This is a genomic window from Roseovarius salinarum (genome assembly GCF_002834145.1).
GTDB classification, from domain to species: domain Bacteria; phylum Pseudomonadota; class Alphaproteobacteria; order Rhodobacterales; family Rhodobacteraceae; genus Roseovarius; species Roseovarius salinarum.
Genome location: NZ_PHNT01000008.1, coordinates 53101 through 76132 on the forward strand (window position 1 = coordinate 53101; position 23032 = coordinate 76132).

Annotated in this window: 27 protein-coding genes; 16 read left to right on the top strand and 11 right to left on the bottom strand. The window is 69.2% G+C overall.

The features are described from left to right. Window positions 1–122: 122 nt before the first annotated feature. Window positions 123–530: a hypothetical protein gene (locus CEF10_RS09180; RefSeq protein ID WP_101067882.1), complete on the top strand. Its 408-nt coding sequence runs from the start codon at window positions 123–125 to the stop codon at window positions 528–530. Here CEF10_RS09180 and CEF10_RS09185 read toward each other — a convergent pair. Continuing rightward, complete coding sequence (locus CEF10_RS09185) at window positions 520–957, bottom strand: DUF6314 family protein (RefSeq protein WP_101067883.1); 438 nt, start codon at window positions 955–957, stop codon at window positions 520–522. The two genes, CEF10_RS09180 and CEF10_RS09185, sit on opposite strands and share 11 nt — an antisense overlap. Before the next feature lie 106 nt (window positions 958–1063). Between CEF10_RS09185 and purB the strand changes: the two genes are divergently transcribed. From purB to CEF10_RS09215, 7 genes are all read left to right on the top strand, one after another. Then, window positions 1064–2377: an adenylosuccinate lyase gene (gene purB, locus CEF10_RS09190; protein WP_101067884.1), complete on the top strand. Its 1314-nt coding sequence runs from the start codon at window positions 1064–1066 to the stop codon at window positions 2375–2377. A 53-nt stretch (window positions 2378–2430) separates the two neighbouring features. Further along, window positions 2431–2586: a hypothetical protein gene (locus CEF10_RS16880; RefSeq protein ID WP_157932991.1), complete on the top strand. Its 156-nt coding sequence runs from the start codon at window positions 2431–2433 to the stop codon at window positions 2584–2586. A 74-nt stretch (window positions 2587–2660) separates the two neighbouring features. Next, window positions 2661–3740 (top strand): flagellar motor switch protein FliG, encoded by a 1080-nt coding sequence (locus tag CEF10_RS09195; protein WP_101067885.1) that lies wholly within the window; start codon window positions 2661–2663, stop codon window positions 3738–3740. 52 nt (window positions 3741–3792) lie between these two features. Further along, window positions 3793–4131 (top strand): ScnB-like protein, encoded by a 339-nt coding sequence (locus CEF10_RS17425; protein ID WP_332870144.1) that lies wholly within the window; start codon window positions 3793–3795, stop codon window positions 4129–4131. Next, window positions 4124–4387 (top strand): SH3-like domain-containing protein, encoded by a 264-nt coding sequence (locus CEF10_RS17430; protein WP_101067886.1) that lies wholly within the window; start codon window positions 4124–4126, stop codon window positions 4385–4387. Before CEF10_RS17425 ends, CEF10_RS17430 begins: the two co-directional genes overlap by 8 nt. A 3-nt stretch (window positions 4388–4390) precedes the next feature. Then, window positions 4391–5032, top strand: a complete 642-nt coding sequence (nthA, locus tag CEF10_RS09210; RefSeq protein ID WP_101067887.1) for a nitrile hydratase subunit alpha — start codon at window positions 4391–4393, stop codon at window positions 5030–5032. A gap of 78 nt (window positions 5033–5110) precedes the next feature. Beyond that, complete coding sequence (locus CEF10_RS09215) at window positions 5111–6043, top strand: lysophospholipid acyltransferase family protein (protein ID WP_232796454.1); 933 nt, start codon at window positions 5111–5113, stop codon at window positions 6041–6043. A 14-nt stretch (window positions 6044–6057) separates the two neighbouring features. Here the strand turns inward: CEF10_RS09215 and CEF10_RS09220 are convergent, their stop codons facing one another. Further along, a complete protein-coding gene (locus CEF10_RS09220; protein WP_232796455.1) occupies window positions 6058–6783 on the bottom strand; it encodes a DUF1223 domain-containing protein in 726 nt (241 codons plus the stop codon). 193 nt (window positions 6784–6976) lie between these two features. Between CEF10_RS09220 and acnA the strand changes: the two genes are divergently transcribed. The 4 genes from acnA (at window position 6977) to CEF10_RS17335 (ending at window position 11827) form a co-directional block, all read left to right on the top strand. Next, window positions 6977–9730, top strand: a complete 2754-nt coding sequence (acnA, locus tag CEF10_RS09225) for an aconitate hydratase AcnA (RefSeq protein WP_101067889.1) — start codon at window positions 6977–6979, stop codon at window positions 9728–9730. A gap of 273 nt (window positions 9731–10003) precedes the next feature. Then, complete coding sequence (locus CEF10_RS09230; protein WP_157932992.1) at window positions 10004–10561, top strand: toxin-activating lysine-acyltransferase; 558 nt, start codon at window positions 10004–10006, stop codon at window positions 10559–10561. A 3-nt stretch (window positions 10562–10564) separates the two neighbouring features. Further along, the gene (locus CEF10_RS09235; RefSeq protein WP_101067891.1) at window positions 10565–11506 is read left to right on the top strand and encodes a Hint domain-containing protein; all 942 of its coding nucleotides are present in this window, start codon (window positions 10565–10567) and stop codon (window positions 11504–11506) included. Window positions 11507–11692: 186 nt separating this feature from the next. Beyond that, window positions 11693–11827, top strand: a complete 135-nt coding sequence (locus tag CEF10_RS17335) for a hypothetical protein (protein ID WP_269801319.1) — start codon at window positions 11693–11695, stop codon at window positions 11825–11827. Between the two features lie 17 nt (window positions 11828–11844). On the opposite strand, the gene CEF10_RS09240 is transcribed toward CEF10_RS17335, so the two are convergent. From CEF10_RS09240 to ccmA, 5 genes are read right to left on the bottom strand one after another with little or no spacing between them, the layout of a single operon-like run. Beyond that, window positions 11845–12381, bottom strand: coding sequence for a DsbE family thiol:disulfide interchange protein (locus tag CEF10_RS09240; protein ID WP_101067892.1), 537 nt, complete (start codon window positions 12379–12381; stop codon window positions 11845–11847). Further along, window positions 12368–12529, bottom strand: coding sequence for a heme exporter protein CcmD (gene ccmD, locus CEF10_RS09245; protein ID WP_101067893.1), 162 nt, complete (start codon window positions 12527–12529; stop codon window positions 12368–12370). Before ccmD ends, CEF10_RS09240 begins: the two co-directional genes overlap by 14 nt. A gap of 4 nt (window positions 12530–12533) precedes the next feature. Beyond that, window positions 12534–13271, bottom strand: a complete 738-nt coding sequence (locus CEF10_RS09250; RefSeq protein WP_101067894.1) for a heme ABC transporter permease — start codon at window positions 13269–13271, stop codon at window positions 12534–12536. A gap of 24 nt (window positions 13272–13295) precedes the next feature. Next, window positions 13296–13952 carry a heme exporter protein CcmB gene (gene ccmB / locus CEF10_RS09255; protein ID WP_101067895.1) on the bottom strand — a complete coding sequence of 219 codons (657 nt, stop codon included), beginning with the start codon at window positions 13950–13952 and terminating at the stop codon, window positions 13296–13298. Next, complete coding sequence (ccmA, locus tag CEF10_RS09260) at window positions 13949–14566, bottom strand: heme ABC exporter ATP-binding protein CcmA (RefSeq protein ID WP_101067896.1); 618 nt, start codon at window positions 14564–14566, stop codon at window positions 13949–13951. Before ccmA ends, ccmB begins: the two co-directional genes overlap by 4 nt. 173 nt (window positions 14567–14739) lie before the next feature. Between ccmA and CEF10_RS09265 the strand changes: the two genes are divergently transcribed. Together CEF10_RS09265 and CEF10_RS09270 are read left to right on the top strand one after the other, a co-directional pair. After that, the gene (locus CEF10_RS09265; protein ID WP_157932993.1) at window positions 14740–15060 is read left to right on the top strand and encodes a hypothetical protein; all 321 of its coding nucleotides are present in this window, start codon (window positions 14740–14742) and stop codon (window positions 15058–15060) included. A 126-nt stretch (window positions 15061–15186) separates the two neighbouring features. After that, window positions 15187–15702 carry a DUF411 domain-containing protein gene (locus CEF10_RS09270; protein ID WP_232796456.1) on the top strand — a complete coding sequence of 172 codons (516 nt, stop codon included), beginning with the start codon at window positions 15187–15189 and terminating at the stop codon, window positions 15700–15702. Between the two features lie 41 nt (window positions 15703–15743). On the opposite strand, the gene CEF10_RS09275 is transcribed toward CEF10_RS09270, so the two are convergent. From CEF10_RS09275 to yajC, 4 genes are read right to left on the bottom strand one after another with little or no spacing between them, the layout of a single operon-like run. Continuing rightward, window positions 15744–16112, bottom strand: coding sequence for an Mth938-like domain-containing protein (locus CEF10_RS09275; protein WP_101067899.1), 369 nt, complete (start codon window positions 16110–16112; stop codon window positions 15744–15746). Window position 16113: 1 nt separating this feature from the next. Next, window positions 16114–16875: a sulfite exporter TauE/SafE family protein gene (locus CEF10_RS09280; RefSeq protein WP_101067900.1), complete on the bottom strand. Its 762-nt coding sequence runs from the start codon at window positions 16873–16875 to the stop codon at window positions 16114–16116. After that, window positions 16868–19501 (bottom strand): protein translocase subunit SecD, encoded by a 2634-nt coding sequence (gene secD / locus CEF10_RS09285; RefSeq protein WP_101067901.1) that lies wholly within the window; start codon window positions 19499–19501, stop codon window positions 16868–16870. Before secD ends, CEF10_RS09280 begins: the two co-directional genes overlap by 8 nt. Before the next feature lie 43 nt (window positions 19502–19544). Continuing rightward, entirely contained in the window at window positions 19545–19826 is a 282-nt protein-coding gene (gene yajC, locus CEF10_RS09290; RefSeq protein ID WP_101067902.1) for a preprotein translocase subunit YajC, read from the bottom strand. 211 nt (window positions 19827–20037) lie between these two features. Between yajC and CEF10_RS09295 the strand changes: the two genes are divergently transcribed. Both CEF10_RS09295 and serS read left to right on the top strand, forming a co-directional pair. Beyond that, window positions 20038–21498 carry a pentapeptide repeat-containing protein gene (locus CEF10_RS09295; RefSeq protein WP_101067903.1) on the top strand — a complete coding sequence of 487 codons (1461 nt, stop codon included), beginning with the start codon at window positions 20038–20040 and terminating at the stop codon, window positions 21496–21498. A gap of 212 nt (window positions 21499–21710) precedes the next feature. Continuing rightward, window positions 21711–23003: a serine--tRNA ligase gene (gene serS, locus CEF10_RS09300; protein WP_101067904.1), complete on the top strand. Its 1293-nt coding sequence runs from the start codon at window positions 21711–21713 to the stop codon at window positions 23001–23003. The last annotated feature ends 29 nt before the right edge of the window (window positions 23004–23032 follow it).

A 23032-nucleotide genomic window follows, 5' to 3' on the forward strand; every position in this document is an offset into this window, starting at 1 on the left:
GCGATGCGTGAAACGCGGCGCGGCGCGGCCGGCGACGTAACGCGCGTATTCCGCGCATGCGCCATTGCAGAGGCAGGCGGCGCCCGGCACACCGGCACGAACCCCGCGCAAAGGAGGACGCCATGAGTTTTTCCGACGCCGTCCAGCAGATGCCGCCGCAGCTGCGCATCTGGGTGCTGTGGCTGACCTTCGCCATGATCGCCGCACCGCTTGTCCTGCTGTGTTTCCGCCAGACGCGCCGCGACGGCGCGGTGGTGCTGGCCGCCAGTTTCGCCGTGATCACCGCGATGCAGCTGCTCTACCAGGCGGTGGGCTTCACGCGCCTTCTGGGCCTGGCGCACGTGCTGATCTGGGGGCCGCTGGCCGTCTACCTGGCGCTGCGGCTGCGGCAGGGTGTCGTGCCGCGGCTGCCCCGCGCCGTGATCGCCGTGTTCCTGGTCACGATCGGCGTGTCGCTGGTCTTCGACGTGGTGGATGTCGTCCGCTACCTCGCCGGCGACCGCGCGCCTCTGGTGCCGCTCAGCCCGTAGAGGCCGCCTGCCCCTGCGCCGGGGCGTAGTCGCTGACCATCCGGTAGTCCTTGCGCGGCCCCGTCACCACCCAGACCGCGCGCCAGCGCGGCCAGTCGGAAAAATCATAGGCCACGTCGTAGGTATCGGGCGCGCAGTCGTGCCGGGCCTCGGGCGCGACGAGCTCGGGATCGAAGCGGTGAAAGGGGCGGCCGTCGTCGAAATACACGGCGACCTTTCCGTTCTCGGCCTGCCACTGGTAGCAACGCTCGGCGTGCATCGGCCGGCGCCCCGGCAGGATCAACTGCCCTTCCTCGCGGTAGTGCAACCCGCCGTCGCCGGGGGTGAGCCACGCCTCGCCGGCGAATCGGCCCTGCTGGCCCGTCAGCCGGTCGTCCACATGGCGCTCGAGCACCCAACTGCCGGCAAAGGCCCAGAAAATGGGCATCGCGTCACCTCGCTGCCGTGCCGGCGGCACACGCGTCGGCTTGCCGCCACCCTGAAGGCAGTCTAAACCCGCGCCGACCCCGCAGCACGAACAAAAGGCAATCCGCATGATCCCGCGCTATTCCCGCCCCGAGATGACGGCCATCTGGGACCCGGCCACCAAGTTCCGCATCTGGTTCGAGATCGAGGCGCACGCCTGCGACGCGCAGGCCGATCTGGGCGTGATCCCGCGCGAGAACGCGGACGCCGTGTGGAAGGCACGGGACGTGGAGTTCGACGTCGCCCGCATCGACGCCATCGAGGCCGAGACGCGCCACGACGTGATCGCCTTCCTGACGCACCTGGCCGAGATCGTGGGCCACGACGCGGCGCGGTTCGTTCACCAGGGCATGACCAGTTCCGACGTGCTGGACACCTGTTTCAACATCCAGCTGGTGCGCGCCGCCGACATCCTGCTGGCGGACATGGACGCGTTGCTGTCCGCGCTCAGGCGCCGCGCCTTCGAGCACAAGGACACCGTGCGCATCGGGCGCAGCCACGGTATCCACGCCGAACCGACCACGATGGGGCTGACCTTCGCGCGTTTTCACGCCGAGATGGAGCGCAACAGGCACCGCCTTGAAGCCGCGCGCGAGGAGGTGGCGACGGGCGCGATCTCGGGCGCGGTGGGCACCTTCGCCAACATCGACCCGGCGGTCGAGGAACACGTCTGCGCGCAATTGGGCCTGAAACCCGAACCCATCAGCACCCAGGTGATCCCGCGCGACCGTCATGCCGCCTTCTTCGCCGCGCTTGGCGTCGTGGCCTCGTCGATCGAGAACATCGCGGTCGAGGTGCGCCACATGCAACGCACCGAGGTGCTGGAAGGCGAGGAATTCTTCGCCAAGGGGCAGAAGGGTTCCTCGGCCATGCCGCACAAGCGCAACCCGGTGCTCAGCGAGAACCTGACCGGGCTGGCACGGCTGGTGCGCGGCGCGGTGATCCCGGCGATGGAGAACGTCGCGCTGTGGCACGAGCGCGACATCTCGCATTCCTCGGTCGAGCGCATGATCGGTCCCGACGCCACCGTGACACTGGATTTCGCGCTGCACCGGCTGACCGGCGTGATCGACAAGATGGTCATCTACCCCGAGACCATGCTCGAGAACATGCACAAGTTCCGCGGGTTGGTGATGAGCCAGCGCGTGCTGCTCGCACTCACCCAGGCCGGGGTATCGCGCGAGGATGCCTACCGGCTCGTCCAGCGCAACGCGATGAAGGTCTGGGAAGAGGGCAAGGACTTCAAGACCGAGCTTCTGGCCGACGCGGAGGTGCGCGCGGCCCTCGGCGAGGACGAGATCGAGGAGAAATTCGACCTTGGCTACCACACCAAGCACGTCGACACGATCTTCGAGCGGGTCTTCGGCACCTCCGCGCTTTGACGCCGGGGAAAGGCATGCTACCCTTGGAATGCGGCCAACAGGGAGCGACTGCCATGAAGACGCGTATCGTGCTCACCACCCTCGCGCTGACCTTCGCATCGGCCACGGCGGGCCAGGCCTGCCCGTGGCACGACAAGCACGCCATGTCCTGCGCGGACGGCATGGTCTACGACAAGGACGCCCGCACCTGCGTGAAAGTCACGGGCTGAACCGCCGGGCTTAGACATTTCTTCACCGCGGGTCCCGTAACCTTCGGGGCGACGGGCCGCGCCAGGGTGAAGCAATGTCTCGATCCAACAATGTCGCACAGATCGCGCCGCCGCGCGAAAAGGGGGCTGCCGCGCGCCTGACGCGCAAGCAGAAGGCGGCGATCATCGTTCGTTTCCTGCTCAACGAAGGGGCAGACGTCCCCCTGTCGGACCTGCCCGACGGCTTGCAGGCCGATCTGACCACCCAGATGGGCGCCATGCGCTACGTCGACCGCGCGACGCTGGCCGAGGTGGTGGCCGAATTCGCCGGGGAACTCGAATCGCTCGGGCTGACCTTTCCGCGCGGCGTCTCGGGCGCGCTTGCGGCGCTGGACGGGCGCATCAGCCCGCTAACGGCGGCGCGCCTGCGGCGCGAGGCGGGCGTGCGGCAAACGGGCGACCCCTGGGACCAGGTGCGCGACGCCAGCCTTGACGTGCTCGCCCCGATCGCCGCCGCCGAAAGCCCGGAAATCGCGGCGGTCATCCTGTCCAAGCTCGACGTCGACAGGGCGGCCGCGCTTCTGGCCAAGCTGCCCGGCGAAAGGGCGCGCCGCATCACCTACGCCGTGTCGCAAACGCAATCTGTCACGCCCGAAGCGGTGGACCGCATCGGGCTGTCGATCGCCGGACAGATCGCCGACATCCCCGACACCGCCTTTGCCGACGGCCCGGAAAAGCGCGTGGGCGAGATCCTGAACTCCTCGACGGCCGAAATCCGCGACGCCGTGCTTTCCGGGCTGGAGGAAACCGACGGGGATTTCGCCAGCCGCGTGCGGCGCGCGATATTCACCTTCGCCGACATCCCCCGCCGGCTGGAACCGCTGGACGTGCCCAAGATGCTGCGCGGCGTCGAGCAGCCCACGCTGGTCGCCGCGCTGGGCGCCGCCCGCGACGAGGACACCGGCGCCGCCGCCGAATTCCTGTTCGAGAACATGTCGCGGCGCATGGCCGACGCCCTGCGCGAGGAAATCGACGACGCCGGCCCCGTCAAGCCCCGCGAGGGCGAGGCGGCGATGACCGAAGTGGTCAATGCCATCCGCCGGCTCGAGGCCGCGGGGGAACTGCGCCTGCGCACGCCCGAGGATGACGCCAGCGACGATGCCGATGACGGCTGACCCGCACGGCGGGGACGTGGACATGGCCGTCCACACGGCGTAGTCTGCGGGAATGACGGATACGGACGGACGCCGCTGGCATGACATGGGCGGGCAAACCGCCGGGCCCGTGCCCCTGGACGAACACGATCACGCGCTGTGGGAAAAGCGTGTGGACGCGCTGATGGTGCTGTGCTCCGGCAAGGGGCTGTTCACCGTGGACGGCCTGCGCCGCGCGCTCGAGGACATGGGCGAGGATGCCTTCGAGCGCCACAGCTACTACGAACGCTGGATCGCGGCAGTGAACCAGAACCTGGTCGAGGCCGGGGTCTACACGCTGGCCGAACTTGGCGCGCGGATGCACGAGGTCGCCGCGCGCGGCGAGACCTACGCACAGGTCAACGATGGCTGAGCGGGTGCGCGTGAAAACGTGGATGCCGCCCGGCCACGTGCGCGCGCCGGCCTACCTGCGCGGCAAGACCGGCGTGATCGAGCGCGCGCTGGGCGCGTTCGGCAACCCCGAGCAACTGGCCTATGGCCTTCCCGCGGAAAAGCAGCCGCTCTACCGCGTGCGGTTCTCGATGGCCGAGGTCTGGGGCGCGGGCGCCGAGGTGTCCGATGACACGCTGGATGCCGAGATCTACGGCCACTGGCTGGAAAGGGTCTGACAGATGCCGCACGACCACCCCGACCACGCGGGGATCAGCGCCTCGGGACACCCCTTCCGTCCCGACAACGACACGCCGCTGACCTACTGGCAGCGCATGGAGGTTGCCGTGCGCGAGCTGCTCATCGAGAAGGGCGTGACCACGCCGGCCGAGATCGCCGCCCAGATCGACGCGATGGACGCCCGCACGCCGGCCAACGGCGCAAGGGTCGTCGCCCGCGCCTGGACCGACCCGGCGTTCAAGGCGCGGCTGCTGGCCGACGGCTCCGCCGCCTGCCGCGAGATGGACTTCGACATCGGCGCGCTCAACCTCGTCGCCGTGGAGAACACCGATGATGTCCACAACCTGATCGTCTGCACCCTGTGCTCGTGCTACCCGCGCAACCTGCTGGGGTTGCCGCCGGACTGGTACAAGACCCGCGAATACCGCAGCCGCGCGGTGCGCGAGCCGCGCGCGGTACTGCGGGAATTCGGGGTCGAGCTGCCCGCGCAGACCCGGGTGCGCGTCCACGACAGCACCGCCGACATGCGCTACATCGTGATCCCCGCGCGCCCGCCCGGCACCGAGGGCATGGACAGCACATCACTGGCCGCGCTGGTGACGCGGGATTCGATGATCGGCACGGGCCTGCCGCGGTGCCCCTGACGCACGGTGGCGTGCTTGCGCCCGACGGCCCCACCAACTATGACTGCGCGGATCAACGAAAAATCCGGCCCGGACCCGATGGGTAAACCCGACGACAGCTTCCGACAGCGCGCACGCGAATACGCCGTGAACCTCGTGCTTCAGGGCCTTCTGGGTGCGGCCCGCGCCCTGCCCTACCGCTGGCGCGTGCCGCTCATGGGGCGGCTGACGGCGCGCGTGGTTTCCCCCATCGCCGGGTACTCGCAGCGGGTGCGCACCAATCTCAACTACGTTCTGCCGGACCTTCCCGAGCGCGAGATCCGCCGGCTTGAACGCGCCGCGCCCGACAACGCCGGCCGGACCATGATCGAGCTCTACTCGGCGCGCGAATTCAAGGCACGCGCGCGCAACGCGCCGGTTTCCGGCCCCGGGCTGGCGACAGCGCGGGCAGCGGCGGAGGCGGGCAAGCCCGTGATCTTTGTCAGCGGCCATTTCGGCAGCTTCAACGCGGGGCGGGTGGCGCTGGTCGCCCAGGGTTTCGAGATGGGCGTGTTCTACCGTCCGATGAGCAACCGCTATTTCAACCGGCACTACGTGCGCGCCATGGCCACGCTGAGCGAGCCGATGTTCGAACAGGGCCGCCGCGGCACGCGGGAGATGGTCCAGCACCTGCGCCGCGGCGGGGCGCTGGGTGTGCTCACCGACATCAATGCGCACGACGGCATCCCGCTGGATTTCTTCGGCAAGCCGGCGCTGTCGTCGCTCAACATGGCCGAGCTGGCGCTCAAGTTCGACGCACCTCTCGTGCCATTCTGGGGGATCCGGGCCGCCAACGGGATCGACTTCGAGGTGACCGTGGAATCCCCAATTCCCCACACCGACGCGGTCACCATGACACAGGCGGTCAACGACCGGCTCGAGGCGCAGGTGCGCGCACACATGGATCAATGGTTCTGGATACACCGCCGCTGGAAGGATGGGACCGGCCCGGTGGCCGAGATGCGCCTGCGCCAGTGGCGCGAACGCACCTGAGCGTGCAATCCGGCTCAGCGCAGGCGCGCGGCCGCCTCGATCGCGCCCATGCCCGCGCGCTGGGCGATCACCACGACGGGGTCATTCCCGCCGAGTTCGACCTCGAGCTGCATCTCCCGGCCGTTCTCCCAGCGGCCGATGTCGCGAATCTCGGTCACGATGTTGGTATAGCTCAGCGTGCGGCCTGCATTCTCGCCCCGCGTTATGTCCACGGTGGCCTCGGGACGGTAGCGCAGCAGTTGCAGCTTCATCGGCCAGGGCGCCCCGGCCGCGGCACGGCAAATGACGGTCAGCCGGTCTCCGTCGCGCCTGAGGTCGAGGGTTACCTCGTGGTCCGCGTCGCGGTGGCGATCGATGATCCCGTCGACCCGCTCGGGGTGCGTGCCCATGACATGGTCCTGCCCCTGGACGATGATCTGGGGCGTGTAGACGCTGCCATGCCCCCCGGCCGCGGCATAGGCTTTCTGGCGGCGGGTATGCGCGGGATCGCCGAAACTGTCCTTCCACCCGATGTAATCCCAGTAGTCGACGTGCAACGCCAGCGGGATCACGTCGTCGTGGTCGGCCAGTTCGGCAAGGTAGGCATCGGCCGGCGGGCAGGATGAACAGCCCTGCGAGGTGTAAAGCTCGACGATCACGGCCCGCTCCTGCGCGGAAAGCGGCGCGGCAAGGGCGAGCAAGGCCAGAACGATTCCGGCGAAGCGGTGTATCATGCGATGCAGTTCGGTCATGCAGGTCATGGTGCGCCTTCCTGCATAATGCCATTGCGCGGCGACTGCCAATCAAGGTTTCGCGAGACGCGCGTGCGCGTCCGGCCTTGCGCCGAATTGTGTGCGACAGTATACATTTTGACCAGCGCCCCCTTGATCGGTCCCGCGAAATGGGCCAGAAGCGGGGCCAGCCATTCCTGCGAGACCCGAAAGGAACGCCAAGATGCCCATCACCGTCGGACATGATACCGCGCGCACGCGCAAGACGCTTCAGGTCGGCGACCAGAGCCTGGCCTATTATTCCATCGCCGCGGCCGAGGCGGCGGGGCTCGGCGATTTCTCGCGCCTGCCGATCGCGCTGCGCGTCGTTCTGGAAAACATGCTGCGCTACGAGGACGGCAAGACCGTCGTCACCGACGACATCAAGGCGTTCTCGGACTGGGCGGCGCAGGGCGGCCAGACCGCGCGCGAGATCGCCTATCGCCCGGCGCGCGTGCTGATGCAGGACTTCACCGGGGTTCCGGCGGTCGTGGACCTGGCTGCCATGCGCGACGGCATCGAGGCGCTGGGCGGCAAGGCCAGCCAGATCAACCCGCTCAACCCCGTCGACCTGGTGATCGACCACTCGGTGATGATCGACGAGTTCGGCAACCCGCGCGCCTTCCAGATGAACGTGGACCGCGAGTACGAGCGCAACATGGAACGCTACCAGTTCCTCAAGTGGGGCCAGTCCGCGTTCGAGAACTTCCGCGTCGTGCCGCCGGGCACCGGCATCTGCCACCAGGTGAACCTCGAATACCTCGCCCAGACGGTCTGGACCGACACCGACCAGAACGGTGAAACGGTGGCCTACCCCGACACTCTGGTGGGCACCGACAGCCACACAACCATGATCAACGGGGTCGCCGTGCTGGGCTGGGGCGTCGGCGGGATCGAGGCCGAGGCCGCCATGCTGGGCCAGCCGATCTCGATGCTGATCCCCGAGGTCGTGGGCTTCGAACTCACGGGCGCGATGGTCGAGGGCACCACCGGCACCGACCTGGTGCTCAAGGTCGTCGAGATGCTGCGCGCCAAGGGCGTGGTGGGCAAGTTCGTCGAGTTCTACGGCGACGGGCTGGACAACCTGCCGCTGGCCGACCGCGCGACGATCGCCAACATGGCGCCCGAATACGGCGCGACCTGCGGTTTCTTCCCGATCGACGACGAGACGCTGCGTTACCTGCGTCAGACGGGCCGTGACGAGAACCGCATCAAGCTGGTCGAAGCCTACGCCAAGGAAAACGGGTTCTGGCGCACCCCCGACTACGCACCGGTCTACACCGACACGCTCAAGCTGGACATGGGCGAGATCGTGCCGGCCGTCTCGGGCCCCAAGCGCCCGCAGGATTACGTCGCGCTCGACCAGGCGGCCCAGAAGTTCTTCGAGGTCGTCTCGGAGTACCGTGGCGAGGACGAGGGCAACGGCGCCACCGCCATGGCCGCCGAGGGCCCGGCGCCCGACGCGCTGGTCGACCCGCGCAAGACCCAGAAGGTGGAAGGCGAGGACTACGCGCTGCGCGACGGCTCGGTCGTGATCGCCTCGATCACCTCGTGCACCAACACCTCCAACCCCTACGTCATGATCGGGGCCGGGCTGGTGGCCAAGAAGGCCCACGAACTGGGCATGACCCGCAAGCCGTGGGTCAAGACCTCGCTCGCGCCGGGCAGCCAGGTGGTCAGCGAATACCTGGAGGCCGCCGGCCTGCAGGAGCATCTCGACGCCATCGGCTTCAACCTCGTGGGCTATGGCTGCACCACCTGCATCGGCAACTCCGGCCCGCTGCAGAAGGAAATCAGCGAAGCCATCGCCGAGGGCGACCTCGTGGCGACCTCGGTGCTGTCGGGCAACCGCAACTTCGAGGGCCGGATCAGCCCGGACGTGCGCGCGAACTACCTCGCCAGCCCGCCGCTGGTGGTGGTCTACGCACTGGCCGGCGACATGAACATCGACCTGACGCGTGATCCGATCGGCCAGGACAAGGACGGCAAAGACGTCTACATGCAGGACCTGTGGCCGAGCCAGCAGGAGATCGCCGCGCTGGTCGAACAGACCGTGACGCGCGAGGCGTTCCGGGAAAAATACGCGGACGTCTTCAAGGGCGACGAGAAGTGGCGCGAGGTCGAGGTCTCGGGCGGCGAAACCTACGACTGGCCCGAAGAGTCGACCTACGTGCGCAACCCGCCCTACTTCCAGGGCATGTCGCGCGAACCGGGCCGGATCGAGGACATCCGGGGCGCACGCATGCTGGCGCTGCTGGGCGACATGGTCACCACCGACCACATCAGCCCCGCCGGTTCGTTCAAGCCCGACACGCCGGCCGGCCAGTACCTGACCGAGCGGGGCGTGCAGCCGCGCGACTTCAACTCCTACGGGTCGCGGCGGGGCAACCACGAGGTGATGATGCGCGGCACCTTCGCCAACATCCGTATCCGCAACGAGATGCTCGAGGGTGTCGAGGGCGGCTTCACCAAGGCCCCCGACGGCGGCACCGTGCCGATCTTCGACGCGGCCATGGCCTGGCAGGACAAGGGCGTGCCGCTCGTCGTCGTGGCCGGTGAACAGTACGGCGCCGGATCCAGCCGGGACTGGGCCGCGAAAGGCACCAACCTGCTCGGTGTCAAGGCCGTGATCGCCGAAAGCTACGAGCGCATCCACCGGTCCAATCTGATCGGCATGGGCGTCATCCCGTTCGAATTCACCGGAGAAGACACGCGCAAGACGCTGGAGCTGACCGGCGACGAGAGCTTCGACATCACCGGACTGGCCGGTGACATGAAACCCCAGGCCGAGGTGCCATGCACCATCACCTATGCCGACGGCAGCACCAAGCAAATCACGCTGAAAAGCCGGATCGACACGGCCGTCGAGAAGGAATACGTCGAGAACGGCGGCGTGCTGCACTACGTGTTGCGCAATCTCGCGCGCAACGCCGCCTGAGGCCCCACGCCGGGCTGATGCGACGAAACGGGGCGGCCCCTGCGGCCGCCCTTTTTTCCTTGGCCCGGTCACCAACTGTGGTAGGATATCCATAATGGCGGCGTCAGACCGCCGAACAAACCCGAGGCAGAGCGCCCGCCCGACAGACCGCCCCTATCGGCCCGCGTGACGACCGCGACGGCGTGGCCAAGGCAACGCGAGGCAGGCCACTGCCGCCAAAGGCGGGGGCAACCAGGCTTGAGCAGGCCCGAACAGGATTTTCTGCGCACGTCCATGCGCCATCTGGCCGCCCTGCGCGACGCCGGGCCAAGTTCCACGTCCAACGACATACCCTTCCCCGACGGCTGGTTCGACCTGCCGCAGGATACCCTGGCCGACCTGGGCGCGATGATGTATCTCGCCGCGCTCAGCCGCTTCAACCGCACCCGCACGCTGCCGCAGGCGCTGGCACAGATCGAGCCACCGCTCCGGCTGAGCCAGTACAAGCTTTTCCGGTCCAACGGCTTTCCGCGCGCCTTCGTGACATGGGCCGGGCTGACGCACGATGCGGAGTACCGGCTGGCCATCGATCACCAGCCGCTGCAGCCGCAGGACTGGAACAGTGGCGCCTCGAAATGGCTGATCGATCTCGTGGCGCCCTTCGGCCACGTCGAACAGGTGCTAACCCGCCTGGCCGCCAACCCCGAGGAGACGCGCGTGCGCGCGCTTTGGCACAACCGGGCCGGCACACGCTACCGCATCGTGGAATGGACCCGCGCCGATCCGGGCGGCGAAATCGCGGTCGGCTCCTACGGCGTCGGCCAGTTCCGCAGACGGCTGGCGGAGGGCTGAGCGATGGGCTTCCCGGTCATCGGCGGCGACATCACCGGCACCGTCACCGAGGGCAGCGGCGACCTTGTCACCGGTGATCTCGACGATGTGCTGCAACCGGACAACCCCGATGACACCTGGTCGATCACGAGCGGGGCCAGCTACGGCACGGCCTCGATCGACCCGGCGACCGGGGAGTGGTCCTATGACCTCGACGACAGCCACCCCGCGGTGAAGGCGCTGGACCCGGGCGAGACGCTGACCGACACCTTCACCGTGCTGGCCGAAGACGCCGGCGGCGGCACCGACACACAGCAGGTGACCATCACCATCAGGGGCGCGGTCTGCTTTGCCGCGGGCACCCTGATCGAGACCGAAACCGGCCCCCGCCCGGTCGAGTCCCTCGCGGCGGGGGACCGCGTGCGCACGATGGACAACGGGTTGCAGACGTTGCGCTGGATCGGCGCGATGCCGGTCTCGACCGCCGAGATGGCCGCCGACCCGCGCCTTGCCCCGGTGCGCATCCGTGCCGGCGCGCTCGGCCGCGGTCTGCCCGCGCGCGACCTGCGCGTGTCGCGCCAGCACCGGGTTTTCGTGCGCGCCCCGCAGGCGCGCGAGGCCTTCGGCAGCGCCGAGGCGCTGATCCCCGCGATCAAGCTGACCGCCCTGCCCGGCGTGCGTGTGGAGACGGCACCGCGCGCCGTGGTCTACTACCACCTGCTGTTCGATCGCCACGAGATCGTTTTCAGCGAGGGCGCCCCGACGGAAAGCCTGCTGACGGCGCCGCAGGCGCTCAACAGCCTGCCCCCGGCCGCACGGGCCGAGATCATGGCGCTTTTCCCCGCGCTGGGGCATCCCGGATACGCGGCGCGGCCGGCGCGCACCGTCGCGGAAACCGGGAAAAAGGTGCGCGCCTTCGTCGACGCGCTGGTGCGAAACGATGCGGTGCCCCTGCAGGCCGCCTGACCGCGCCGGCGGGCCCGTGGCGCGACGCGCCACCGCCCGGTTTCACGCCAGACCACACGACCTCGCCGCGGCCGCGGCGTTTCAATACCCGCGACCCGGGGGATCCGGCGGGGGCCGGCGCCCGCACCGGCTGGCCGGCCGGCCCCGCGGTGTCACGCGGGAAATCGGAAACGGCATGGAGGTCACATGCGCAGAACGCTGATCATCGCCCAGATCGCAGCGCTGATGCTGATCGCCGTTGCCGGGGCATATGGCAGCGGCACGCCGCGCGCGCCGTGCCACAGCGAGGCCCCGCAAGGCGACACAGTCTGCCGGTACTGACCCGGCCGGCACTGTCCTTACTCTGCCGCCTTCTCGATGGCGGGGCGGATCGTGTTTTCCAGCACGCTGTCGGTGATCGGGCCGGCGAACCGCAGCACGATACGCCCCTGCCCGTCGATCACATAGGTTTCGGGCACGCCGTAAACACCCCAGTCGAGCGCCATGCGCCCCTTCGGATCGGCGCCGATCGCGGTGTAGGGATCGCCCAGGTTGCGCAGGAAGGTCAGCGCGTTGTCGGGCTTGTCCTTGTAGTTGACGCCATAGATGGTCACCCCCTCGCGCGCGAGCTGCTCGAGGTTCGGGTGCTCCACCCGGCACGGCGCGCACCACGACGCCCAGTAGTTGACCAGCTTCACGCCGTCGGCACGCACCTGCGCGTCCGAGACCACGGGCTTGTCGCCCAGCTGCGTCACCTCGACGGCCGGTGCGGGCTTGCCCGTCAACGCCGAGGGCAGCTCGTCGGGGTTGTCGCGGAACATCCCGAAATAGAACAAGGCCGCCAGCGCCGCGAAAATCAGCGGCGGGGCGACCATCATCGGCTTAATCCTGGCCATCGCGGCGGACCCTTTCCTCGACCTCTTCCAGCTGCGCCCGCACCCGGCGCGACCGCCAAAGGCTCAGCCCCACGAGGACGGCCAGAAGCGCGATCGACACCGCGTAGGACGACAGCACCTCGACGGCGTATTTTCCAAGCTCGGGCATTGCGTCACCTCATCCGTTCGCGGGCCAGAAGCGCGCGCATGCGCCGCGCGCGGATCTCGGTGCGGGTGCGCAGAAGCACCAGCGCGATGAACAGCAGCACGAAGCCCGCGATGCATACCAGCAGCGGCCAGTAGAACACATCGGCCACGTTCTCTTCCTTGTCCAGGCTCAGTGACGCGCCCTGGTGCAGCCCCTGGTTCCAGAAATTCACGGCATAGCGCGACAGCAGCGCGAAGACCGAGCCGACCAGGCACAGCACGCTGGTCAGGTCGGCGGCGGTGTCGTCGTTCTCGATCGCCTCCCACAGTGCCATGTAGCCCAGGTAGAACAGGAACAGGATCAGGAAGGAGGTCAATCGCGGGTCCCACGCCCACCAGGTGCCCCACATCGGCTGCCCCCAGATCGCCCCGGTGGCCAGCGCGATCACCGTCATCACGGCACCGACCGGCGCCGCCGCTCGTGCGGCCAGCGCGCTGACGTGGTGGCGCCGCACGATCCAGATGAGCGAGGTGATCAGCATCATCAGCCAGGTGTTGATCGCCATCAGCGCCGCGGGCACGTGCAGGTATATGATCTTGACGGTCGAACCCTGCCGGTAGTCGTCGGGGGTGAAGAAGAACCCCCAGATCAGCCCGACCACGAGCGCGACGACCGACAGCACCGACACCCAGGGCAGGACCCGCTCGGTCGTGCGGATGAATTTCTTGGGATTGGCATATTCCCACAGCGCGTTCAGGTTCATGCGAGCTTTCCGATTCGTACGTGCCTAGCGCAGGTTGACTCTCAATACAGCAGCCGAGGCGAAAGGCAAAAGCGCGATCGTGCCGCAGCTTATGCCCGCCAGCATCAGCAGGGGCGTGGTGGTGTCCAGCCCCTCGGCGCCGCGCCGGGCCATCTCGGCGCCGAAGATCAGCGTGGGCACGTAAAGCGGCAGCACCAGCAGGCTCAGCAGCAGCCCACCGCGCTTGATCCCCACCGTCAGCGCCGCGCCGAAGGTGCCGATCACGCTCAGCGCCGGCGTGCCCAGAAGAAGCGAGAGCACCAGCGGACCGTAGCCCGCGCCGGGCAGGCTCAGCAGCAGCGCGAACAACGGCGTGGCCAGCACCAGCGGCAGGCCCGTGGTCAGCCAGTGCGCCAGCGCCTTGACGCTGACCACCGCCTCCATCGGCAGCGGTGCCGTGGCCAGCAGGTCAAGGCTGCCGTCCTCCCAGTCCAGCGCGAAGATCCGGTCGAGCGACAGCAGGCAGGCCAGCAGCGCCCCCAGCCACAGGATCCCCGGCGCGATCGTGCCCAGAAGTGCCGTCTCGGGGCCCACGCCGAAGGGCACCAGAACCACCACGATCAGGAAGAACGCCAGCCCGAGGCCGAACCCCCCGCCCGCGCGCACCGCCAGCCGCAGGTCCCGCGTGAGAAGCGCGATCACAGGAACACCTCGTCGAAATCCTCGGCGTCGGGCGCCGCGGCGCGGAACGCGGCCACGTCCAGCACCCGCGCCTCGGCCAGTCCGAGGTCGATGTGCGTGGCCATCAGCGCGCTGCCGCCGCCGGCCAGATGCGCGCGCACGGCGTCCGCGAAAAGCGCCACCGCGTCCACGTCCAGCGATACCGTCGGTTCGTCCAGCAGCCAGACGGGCCGGCCCGTCACCAGCAGGCGCGCCAGCCCCAGCCGCCGCTTCTGCCCGGCCGACAGCGCGCCGGCCTGCCGATCCGCCAGCGGGCACAACTCGAAGGCATCCAGCGCCGGGCCGATCGCGCCCTGCCCGAAGACGCGCGCCCAGAAGGTCAGGTTCTCGGATACCGTCAGCGTCGCCTTGAGCCCGTCGGCATGGCCGGCATAGACCATCGACTCGGGCGGCGCCTCCACCCGTCCCGCGCGGGCGGGTTGCAAACCGGCGACCGTGCGCAGCAGTGTCGTCTTGCCGATGCCGTTGGGCCCGCGCAACACGACCGCTTCGCCGGGGCGCAGAGCGAAACTCAGCCCCTCCAGCACGGCCACCCCGCCGCGCGTCACGGTCAGATCGGACACATGTACCGTCATGCGCGCAGCCCTAGCCCAAAGGCGTGGCAGGCGAAAGCGCTCAAAGGTCGCAACGCGCCGCCGACGCCCCATCGGGTCACGCTTTCACCCCGGCCAAGGGTATTCCCCGCGCGCCCGCGATGCGATAAAATGACATGGCGCGGCGCGCGCGCCGCCAGAAACCACCGGATTCCATGCAACGCCTTCTCGGACTTTTCCTTGCCCTGGCCATGTTGATCGCGCCGCTCGCCGCGACGACGCAGGCGGGCGAGGCGCATGCGCACCCGGTTGCCGCGACGGCCGCGATGAACACGGAAGCCGGCGCGGTCGAGACCTGCTGCGAGGCCGCCGGCCATCACGCCGGCACGAGCTGCCCGATGCTCGTCTTCCTCCTGCCCGGCGCACCGGTCGTGCCCGGTGCCGACCCGGAGGTTTCGCGACTGCCGCGCCCCGGCAACGTCAGCTTCCGCGCGGTGGTGCCCGCCGGCCTGTTCGATCCGCCGCGCGCCACCTGAACCGCGCCAGCATCGCCCCCGGGGCCGTCCGAGCCCCGGACCATTCCCGCATTCCGGTCAATGACACCGCAGGGTGGCCGCGCCACCGTTGAACGGCCGATCCCCGCGAACCGAAGGACGATACCCATGAACAGGACTGTCAAACTCACCGCCATGCTCGCCGCGGCCGGCGTCGCCGCCGCCGGCGTCATGCTGACACGCACAGGCGGCCCCGAAACGCCGGCGCAGGCCGGCGCGGTCTCCGCCCAGAGCGCGCCCGCAGACGCGCCCGTGATGCATGTGACGAAAACGCCGACCTGCGGCTGCTGCAGCGCCTGGGTGGACCTGGCCCGCGCACGCGACTGGCGCGTCGAGGTCGAGGACACCCCCGATTACGTCGGCATGAAACAGGCGGCCGAGGTGCCCGAACGCCTGTGGGCCTGCCACACGGCCAAGATCGCGGGCTACACCGTCGAGGGGCACGTTCCCTTCGAGGCGATCCGCAAGCTGCTGGACGAGCGCCCCGACATCGAGGGCATCTCGGTGCCCGGAATGCCGGCGGGCTCGCCCGGGATGGGCACCGACCCCGACGCCGTCTACGACGTGATCGCCTATGGCGGCGCGGCGGGCGACGGAGCCGTTTTCTACACCGCCGGCCGGTAAGGCCGGCCGCCCCGGCGGCGTCCCCGCGGGATGCCGCCGGATCAGCCGGCGGAATCGCCCACCGGCAGCAGCGCCACGGCGACGCGCCGCCCCTCGGCCAGCAGCACGTTGTAGCTTCGGGCGGCGGCGGGCGAGTGCATCGTCTCCACCCCCATACCCGCGTCCTCCAGCCTCTCGCGCAGGCCGGCGGGGACATGGGCGATCTCGCCGCCGGTGCCGATGAACAGCACGTCGATCGCATCCGACAGTGCCAGAAGCGTGTCGGCATCCTCGAACCCGCCCCAGGGGCCCGCACCCTCTGCTGTCACGCAGATTGGGCCCGCCATCGCCTGTCCGCCCACGCGGAAGAAGCCGGGCCCGTAGCCGTCGATCGGCGTGGCCGCGGAGAAGGTGATCTCGCTGAGTCGCATGTCATCCTCCGTTGTCCCAGATCGGCAGGCCGGTCAGCACGGCCCCGAAGATCACCGCGTATGCAATGCCGCGGTAAAGCCGTTCGTGGGCCGGGTCGAACAGCGCCTGGCCGATCATGGTGGTAATGAAATAGGGCACGCAAAGCACCGCCGCCAGAACCAAGAGGTACAGATCGGTCACGCCGCGCAGCAGCAGCGTGCCCACGATCACCACGTCAAGTGCCGACAGCACCAGGATCGTGTTGGCCCGCACCGACTGCACGCCCGCCCGGCCGGCAAGGTAGAACAGGATCACCACCGGCCCGGTCAGCCCCGTCATGCCGCCCACGATGCCCGCCCCCGCGCCGATGCCCGCCAGTCCGCGGGCCCGCACGCGCCCGGTGTAACGCCAGCCGGCGACAAGCGCGCCCAGCGTGACCAGCGTCACGCCGGCGGCAATCCACCGCACGGTCACCGCGTCCAGCCCCTGCAGCGCCATGACGCCCAGCGGCACGGTCACCGCCGCCGCCAGCCCGAGGATGCCGGATTCCCGCCGGTCGGCCTGCCCCCAGGCGCGCGGCAGAAGCACCGCCATGCTGGCCACGCCCGTAAGCGTGATCAGCGCCACGACCTGCGGCGGCGCCAGGAAGATGCCCGCCACCGGCACGAAGATCAGCGCGGTGCCGAAGCCGGTGAACCCGCGAATGATCCCCGCCCCGGCCAGCGTCACCAGAAGCCAGGGCAGCCCCGGCGTCGCCAGGACCGCGTCGAGCGTGTCAGGCATCCACGTTGGCGAACTGGTTGCCGGTGGTCGCGTCGGGCTTGGACCAGTCGCGCTTGACGCCCAGCCACAGCAGGATCGCGCTTGCCACGAAGACCGACGAATAGGTCCCCACGATGACGCCCCAGATCATGGCGAAGACGAAGCCGCGGATCACGTCGCCGCCCAGTACGAAGAGCGCCAGCAGGGCCAGCAGCGTGGTCACCGAGGTCATGACCGTCCGGCTGAGCGTCTCGTTGATCGACAGGTTCAGCACCTCCGACAGCGGGCGCTTCTTGTACTTGCGCAGGTTCTCGCGCACCCGGTCGAAAACCACCACCGTATCGTTGAGCGAATAGCCCACGATCGTCAGCAGCGCCGCAATGATCGCGAGGTCGAACTGGATCTGCAACTCCGAGAAAATCCCTATGGTCAGGATCACGTCGTGCACCAGCGCGGCCACCGCGCCCACGGCGAACTGCCACTCGAAGCGCAGCCAGATGTAGACAAGCACCGCCGCGATGGCGAGTGCCACCGCGATCATCGCCGTCTGGATCAGCTCGCCCGAAACCTTCGGGCCGACGCTTTCGACCGAGGTGAAGGTTATGTCGGGTGCCACGTCCTGCAGGGCATCACGCACCTGTTCGACGGTGTCGGCGCTCACGCTCTGCTGGCCTTCCTGCGCCTGGATGCGGATCATGGCAACGTTCTGATCGGGGCCGAAGGTGGGGTCGAAGACCTCGGTGATCGTGACGTCGCCCAGCCCCAGCGGCTGGATCGCGTCGCGGTAGGCGCCGATGTCGATCTGCTGCGCGCTGTCGGTGCGGATCGTGGTGCCGCCGCGGAAATCGATCCCGAAATTCAGCCCCTGGAGCCCGAAGGACCCGGCCGCCAGCAGGATCAGCAGGCCGGACGCGCCCAGCGTGATCTTCCAGCGCGAGAAGAAGTCCCAGTTCGTGTCCTTCGGCACCAGCCGCAGCGCCCGGCCCTGCAGCACCGTCTTGGGCCGCTTGCGCTCGAACCAGAAGATCACGACCAGCCGCGTGACGAAGATCGCCGTGAAAACCGAGGTGATGATGCCCAGCCCGAGCGTCACCGCGAACCCGCGCACCGGCCCGCTGCCCAGCGCGTAGAGGATCACCGCCGTGATGAAGGTGGTGATGTTGGCGTCGGTGATGGCGCTCAGCGCCTTTTCGTACCCCAGCTCGATCGCGCGCGACGGGCCCTTGGCCGTCTTGAGTTCCTCGCGGATTCGCTCGAAGACCAGCACGTTGGCGTCCACGGCCATGCCGATGGTCAGCACGATGCCCGCGATCCCCGGCAGCGTCAGCGTCGCCCCGATGGCCGACAAAAGCCCGAAGATCAGCCCGACGTTGAGGATGAGCGCCACGTTGGCAAAGAGGCCGAACAGCCCGTAACTGGCGAACATGTAGACCAGCACCAGCGCGAACGCCACGATGCAGGCGATCTTGCCGGCCTCGATGCTGTCGGCGCCCAGTTCCGGGCCGATGGTCCGCTCCTCCAGGAATTCCAGCCCCGCCGGCAGCGCGCCGGCGCGCAGCAGCACGGCCAGTTCGGTGCTTTCCTCGACGGTGAAGTTGCCGGTGATGATCCCCGAGCCGCCGGGGATATGGCTCTGGATCACCGGGGCGCTGATGACCTCGTCGTCGAGCACGATGGCGAACGGCGAGCCGATGTTGTCGGCGGTGTAGTTGCCGAACTGCCGCGCGCCCGCCGGGTTGAAGCGGAAGGTCACCGCCGGCTGGCCGTTCTGGTCGAAATCGGGTTGCGCGTCGACCAGCTGCTCGCCGGTGACCACCGGGGCGCGTTCGAGGATGTAGTACTGGTCGGGGTCGTCCAATGACGGCAGCACCTCGTTGCCCGGCCCCGGCGCGGTGTCCGGGTCGGCCGAGCGGCTGACCACCGGCTGGAAGGTCAGCTGCGCCGTGGTGCCGATGAGGTCCTTGAGTTCCGCCGCGCTGCCCAGCCCGGGCACCTGGATCAGGATCCGGTCGCCGCCCTGGCGCTGGATCGTGGGTTCGCGCGTGCCCATCTCGTCGATGCGCCGCCGGATGATCTCCAGCGCCTGGCGGACCGTGCGCTCGTCGGTGGCGCGCTTCTCGGCATCGCTGAGGCGCACGATGACGTTGCCGTTGTCGGTGCTCACCGCGATGTCGCTCGCGCCGGCCGCGCTCACGCCCGAGACCGGCCGCGCCAGCCCGCGCACCAGCGCCGCGGCCTCGCCGGCCATCCCGGGCTTCTCGTTGAGGCGGATGCGCAGCACCGGCTCCTCCGTCCGCTGAAGCCGGATCGTGCCGATGCGGTCGCGCTCCTCGCGCAGCATGTCGCGGATCTCGGGCCACATCCCCTCGATGCGCGAGTCGTAGACGTCCTCGACCTGCACCTCGGCCAGAAGGTGCGCGCCGCCGCGCAGGTCGAGCCCGAGGTTCACCAGCCCCGAGGGCAGCCAGTCGGGCCACATCTCGGCCTGTTCCTCCAGCCCCGGCGCGGTGGCGCCGCGTTCGAGCGCGCGGGTGGCGTCGTTGTGGGTCTCCACCCGGGTATAGAAGGCGTTGGGCAGCGCCATCAGCAGGCCGAGCGCCACGACGCCCAGGATGACGATGCGTTTCCACAGGTCGATTTGCAGCATGATCCGGCCTTGGTCTGAGGAGTGGAGGGGCGGCGGCGGGGGCTCAGCCCTCCGCCGGTTCGGTCTTGCTGAGCACCTGCGCAATGGTGGACTTGACCACGCGCACCTTCACGCCCTGCGCCAGCTCGACCTCGATCTCGTCGTCGTCCTTGACCTTGGACACCTTGCCGATCAGCCCGCCCTGCGTGACCACCTGGTCGCCGCGGCGCAGCGCCTCGACCATCGCCTTGTGGTCCTTCAGCTTTTTCTGCTGGGGCCGGATCAGCAGGAAATACATGATCGCGAAGATCAGGATGAGGGGAATGAACTGGCCGAGGGCTTCCATGGGCGATGTCCTTTGATGTCACGGGCACGCGGGGAGGCCCCCGCCGGATTGGCCGCGAACCTATGGCCCGCCGCCCCCGTTTGCAAGGCGGGAAAGCCCGCCCGCACGGCATTTGCGACGCGTCGGTAGCGCATCGGTGCGCGCGCGGCCTTGGGCCGCGCCCCGGTCCCCGCTAGGGTGCGGGGGAATGCAGCGTGAAAAGGCAATTCCGGTGAGCCGCGACGACCGCCCCGACATCCTCGACTGGCTGGGCCTGCGCCAGCGCCCCGTCTGGGCCGCCGCCCGATGGCTCGGCCCGCTACTGAGCGTGACGGTGATCGCGCTTTTCCTCCTGGCGGTCGCCACCGCCTTCGTGATGCTGGGCGGCGCGATCTTCGGCAGCACGCTGGACTCGCCGCGCGCCACCCTTGGCACCGGCGCGGTCACCGTGGCCCTGATCGGCGCGCCCTTCGTGGTCTGGCGGGCGATCGTCGCGCAGAAACAGGCCGACGTTGCCGAACAGGGCCACATCACCGAGCGCATCAACACCGCAGTGCAGGGTCTGGGGGCGGAAAAGGAGGTCAAGCGCGACGGGGTGGAGAGCACCGAACCCAACCTCGAGGTGCGCATCGGCGCCATCTACGCGCTGGAGCGGATCGCGCGGGACAGCGACCGCGACCACGTGCAGATCATGGAGATCCTCTGCGCCTATATCCGCCAGAATGCCCCGGCGCCGCAGGCGGACGACTGGCCCGAACTGGAGATGCGGGAGGGCGAGGACGACGGCCCGCTGGCGGCGGACTGGAACGAGCGGCTGCAGGCGTTCCGCGAGGCGCAGGCGAAGGCCAAGGCCGGGCTGAAGCCGCGCGAGGACATCCAGGTGGCGCTGACGGTGATCGGGCGGCGCACGGCAAAGCAAAGGCGGCTGGAGGCCGGGCGCGGGGAAGAGGTTGAGTTCCCCTTCGACCGGGAGCCGCCGGAGTATGACGGGCCCGAGGACGGCCACGACAAGACGACGCTGGCGACCCATCGCGCAAGGGTCCGCGCTTGGAAAGAGGCGCTGATCGACTACACCGGCTACCGGCTGGACCTGCGCAATGCCGACCTGCGCGGCGCCGACCTGTCGGGCCTCAACCTCAACGGCGCGAGGCTCGACGGCACCTTTTTGCAGGGGGCGGACCTCTGGCAGGCGCGGTTGCAGGGGGCGGAGCTCATGGCGGCGCGGTTGCAAGGCGCAGACCTCCGGGAAATACGGTTGCAATGGGCGCAACTCGCAGAGGCGCGGCTGCAGGGGGCGCACCTCTGGGGGGCGCGGTTGCAGGGGGCGGACCTCGAGGACGCAAGGTTGCAGGAAGCCAAACTCCTGCACGTAAGTTTGCAAGGGGCATACCTCGGGTGGGCGCGGCTGCAGGGGGCGGACCTCGGGTCGGCGCGGTTCGGTCCTGACACGGACCTCTCGTGGGCCAACCTTAGCGGGGCCGCCGCGAGATCTGTCGATTTCACAGGCATGCCAGAGATCGCCGACCAGCTGGCGGGGATGTTCGGCGACGGGTCGGTGAAATTGCCCGACGGCTGCGACCGGCCGGCGCACTGGCCGCGGCAGGAGCTTGATTTCGGCGAATTTCTAAAGCAATGGCGCGAGTGGCAGGCCGATCCGAATGGCTACACGCCACCAGAGAGGACAGCCGGTTGAGAGGTCCGGCCCGGGGCATCGAGGGCAGCGCCCGGCCCGGCGGGGTGGGCGTGAAGCGCCCGCCCCGTGGGGGGGCGGGTCGGGCGCTGCCCGGCCTTGCGGCCGGGCGAGGCATGAGCCCCGGGTGCGGGATGAAACCCCGCCCTACACCTTCGCTCAAATCTGGGGCATAAGGCGGCGGACGAGTCGATCACAGCCTTCGAGGGACACCCATGCACGACATCCGCGCCATCCGCGACGCCCCGGACGCCTTCGACGCCGCGCTTGCGCGCCGGGGCGAGGCGCCGGCTGCGGCGGAGATCCTTGAGCTCGACGAGACGCGCCGCGCGCGCATCCATGCCGCCGAGACCGCGCAGGCCGAGCAGAACCGCGCCTCCAAGGAAGTGGGCGCCGCCAAGGCCGCGGGCGACGAGGCCGAGTTCGCCCGCCTGCGCGCGCTGGTGGCGGAAAAGAAGGACGAGGTCGCGCGCCTGCAGGCCGAGGCCAAGGACCTCGACCGCGCGCTCACCGACAGGCTGATGCGCCTGCCCAACGCGCCGCTGGACGACGTGCCCGACGGCGCCGACGAGGCCGACAACGTCGAGATCCGCCGCGCGGGCACGCCGCCGGCCTTCGATTTCACCCCCCTCGAGCACTTCGAGATCGCCGGCGTCGCGCGCGGCATGGATTTCGAGGCGGCGGCGAAGCTGTCGGGCGCGCGCTTCGTGGTGATGTCGGGCGCGGTGGCGCGGGTCCACCGGGCGCTGGCGCAGTTCATGATCGACGTGCACGTCGAGGAGAACGGCCTGCACGAGACATGGACCCCGGTGCTGGTGCGCGACGAGATGATGGAGGGCACCGGCCAGTTGCCCAAGTTCGGCGAGGACAGCTACCGCACCACCAACGGCTGGTGGCTGGTGCCCACGGCGGAGGTCACGCTGACCAACCTCGTCAACGGCGAGGTTGTCGAGGCGGACAGCCTGCCCCGCCGGCACGTCGCGCACACGCAGTGCTTCCGCTCCGAGGCCGGCAGCGCCGGCAAGGACGTGCGCGGCATGCTGCGCCAGCACCAGTTCGAGAAGGTCGAGATGGTCTCGATCACCCACCCGGACGCGAGCCTCGAGGAACACGACCGCATGACGCGCGCGGCCGAGGACATCCTCGACCGGCTCGGCCTGGCCTACCGCACGGTGGTGCTGTGCACCGGCGACATGGGCTTCGGCGCGCGCAAGACCCACGACATCGAGGTCTGGCTGCCCGGGCAGGACACCTACCGCGAGATCAGCTCGGTCTCGGTCTGCGGCGATTTCCAGGCGCGGCGGATGAACGCGCGCTTCCGGCCCGCCGAGGGAGGCAAGCCGCGGTTCGTGCACACGCTCAACGGCTCGGGGCTGGCCGTGGGCCGCGCGCTGATCGCGGTGCTGGAAAACGGCCAGCGCGCCGACGGCTCGGTGGAATTGCCCGGGGTGCTGCACCCCTACCTGCGCGGCCGCACGGTGCTCACGCCCGAGGGCAATCTGGCCTGAGGCGCGGCGTGCGCGGCCCGGGTTTCATC

What these genes read in the sequence shown, in the direction of transcription:
- CEF10_RS09235 (WP_101067891.1), top strand. Translation starts at nt 10,565, where the DNA reads ATGGGCTTCCCGGTCATCGGCGGCGACATCACCGGCACCGTCACCGAG.
- CEF10_RS17430 (WP_101067886.1), top strand. Translation starts at nt 4,124, where the DNA reads ATGGCTGAGCGGGTGCGCGTGAAAACGTGGATGCCGCCCGGCCACGTG.
- yajC (WP_101067902.1), bottom strand. Translation starts at nt 19,826, where the DNA reads ATGGAAGCCCTCGGCCAGTTCATTCCCCTCATCCTGATCTTCGCGATC.
- CEF10_RS09230 (WP_157932992.1), top strand. Translation starts at nt 10,004, where the DNA reads ATGCGCCATCTGGCCGCCCTGCGCGACGCCGGGCCAAGTTCCACGTCC.
- CEF10_RS09215 (WP_232796454.1), top strand. Translation starts at nt 5,111, where the DNA reads ATGGGTAAACCCGACGACAGCTTCCGACAGCGCGCACGCGAATACGCC.
- CEF10_RS09220 (WP_232796455.1), bottom strand. Translation starts at nt 6,783, where the DNA reads ATGACCTGCATGACCGAACTGCATCGCATGATACACCGCTTCGCCGGA.
- ccmD (WP_101067893.1), bottom strand. Translation starts at nt 12,529, where the DNA reads ATGCCCGAGCTTGGAAAATACGCCGTCGAGGTGCTGTCGTCCTACGCG.
- acnA (WP_101067889.1), top strand. Translation starts at nt 6,977, where the DNA reads ATGCCCATCACCGTCGGACATGATACCGCGCGCACGCGCAAGACGCTT.
- serS (WP_101067904.1), top strand. Translation starts at nt 21,711, where the DNA reads ATGCACGACATCCGCGCCATCCGCGACGCCCCGGACGCCTTCGACGCC.
- purB (WP_101067884.1), top strand. Translation starts at nt 1,064, where the DNA reads ATGATCCCGCGCTATTCCCGCCCCGAGATGACGGCCATCTGGGACCCG.
- CEF10_RS09280 (WP_101067900.1), bottom strand. Translation starts at nt 16,875, where the DNA reads ATGCCTGACACGCTCGACGCGGTCCTGGCGACGCCGGGGCTGCCCTGG.
- CEF10_RS09270 (WP_232796456.1), top strand. Translation starts at nt 15,187, where the DNA reads ATGAACAGGACTGTCAAACTCACCGCCATGCTCGCCGCGGCCGGCGTC.
- CEF10_RS09250 (WP_101067894.1), bottom strand. Translation starts at nt 13,271, where the DNA reads ATGAACCTGAACGCGCTGTGGGAATATGCCAATCCCAAGAAATTCATC.
- CEF10_RS17335 (WP_269801319.1), top strand. Translation starts at nt 11,693, where the DNA reads ATGCGCAGAACGCTGATCATCGCCCAGATCGCAGCGCTGATGCTGATC.
- CEF10_RS09265 (WP_157932993.1), top strand. Translation starts at nt 14,740, where the DNA reads ATGCAACGCCTTCTCGGACTTTTCCTTGCCCTGGCCATGTTGATCGCG.
- secD (WP_101067901.1), bottom strand. Translation starts at nt 19,501, where the DNA reads ATGCTGCAAATCGACCTGTGGAAACGCATCGTCATCCTGGGCGTCGTG.
- CEF10_RS09180 (WP_101067882.1), top strand. Translation starts at nt 123, where the DNA reads ATGAGTTTTTCCGACGCCGTCCAGCAGATGCCGCCGCAGCTGCGCATC.
- CEF10_RS09240 (WP_101067892.1), bottom strand. Translation starts at nt 12,381, where the DNA reads ATGGCCAGGATTAAGCCGATGATGGTCGCCCCGCCGCTGATTTTCGCG.
- CEF10_RS09185 (WP_101067883.1), bottom strand. Translation starts at nt 957, where the DNA reads ATGCCCATTTTCTGGGCCTTTGCCGGCAGTTGGGTGCTCGAGCGCCAT.
- nthA (WP_101067887.1), top strand. Translation starts at nt 4,391, where the DNA reads ATGCCGCACGACCACCCCGACCACGCGGGGATCAGCGCCTCGGGACAC.
- CEF10_RS09195 (WP_101067885.1), top strand. Translation starts at nt 2,661, where the DNA reads ATGTCTCGATCCAACAATGTCGCACAGATCGCGCCGCCGCGCGAAAAG.
- CEF10_RS16880 (WP_157932991.1), top strand. Translation starts at nt 2,431, where the DNA reads ATGAAGACGCGTATCGTGCTCACCACCCTCGCGCTGACCTTCGCATCG.
- ccmA (WP_101067896.1), bottom strand. Translation starts at nt 14,566, where the DNA reads ATGACGGTACATGTGTCCGATCTGACCGTGACGCGCGGCGGGGTGGCC.
- CEF10_RS09275 (WP_101067899.1), bottom strand. Translation starts at nt 16,112, where the DNA reads ATGCGACTCAGCGAGATCACCTTCTCCGCGGCCACGCCGATCGACGGC.
- CEF10_RS17425 (WP_332870144.1), top strand. Translation starts at nt 3,793, where the DNA reads ATGACGGATACGGACGGACGCCGCTGGCATGACATGGGCGGGCAAACC.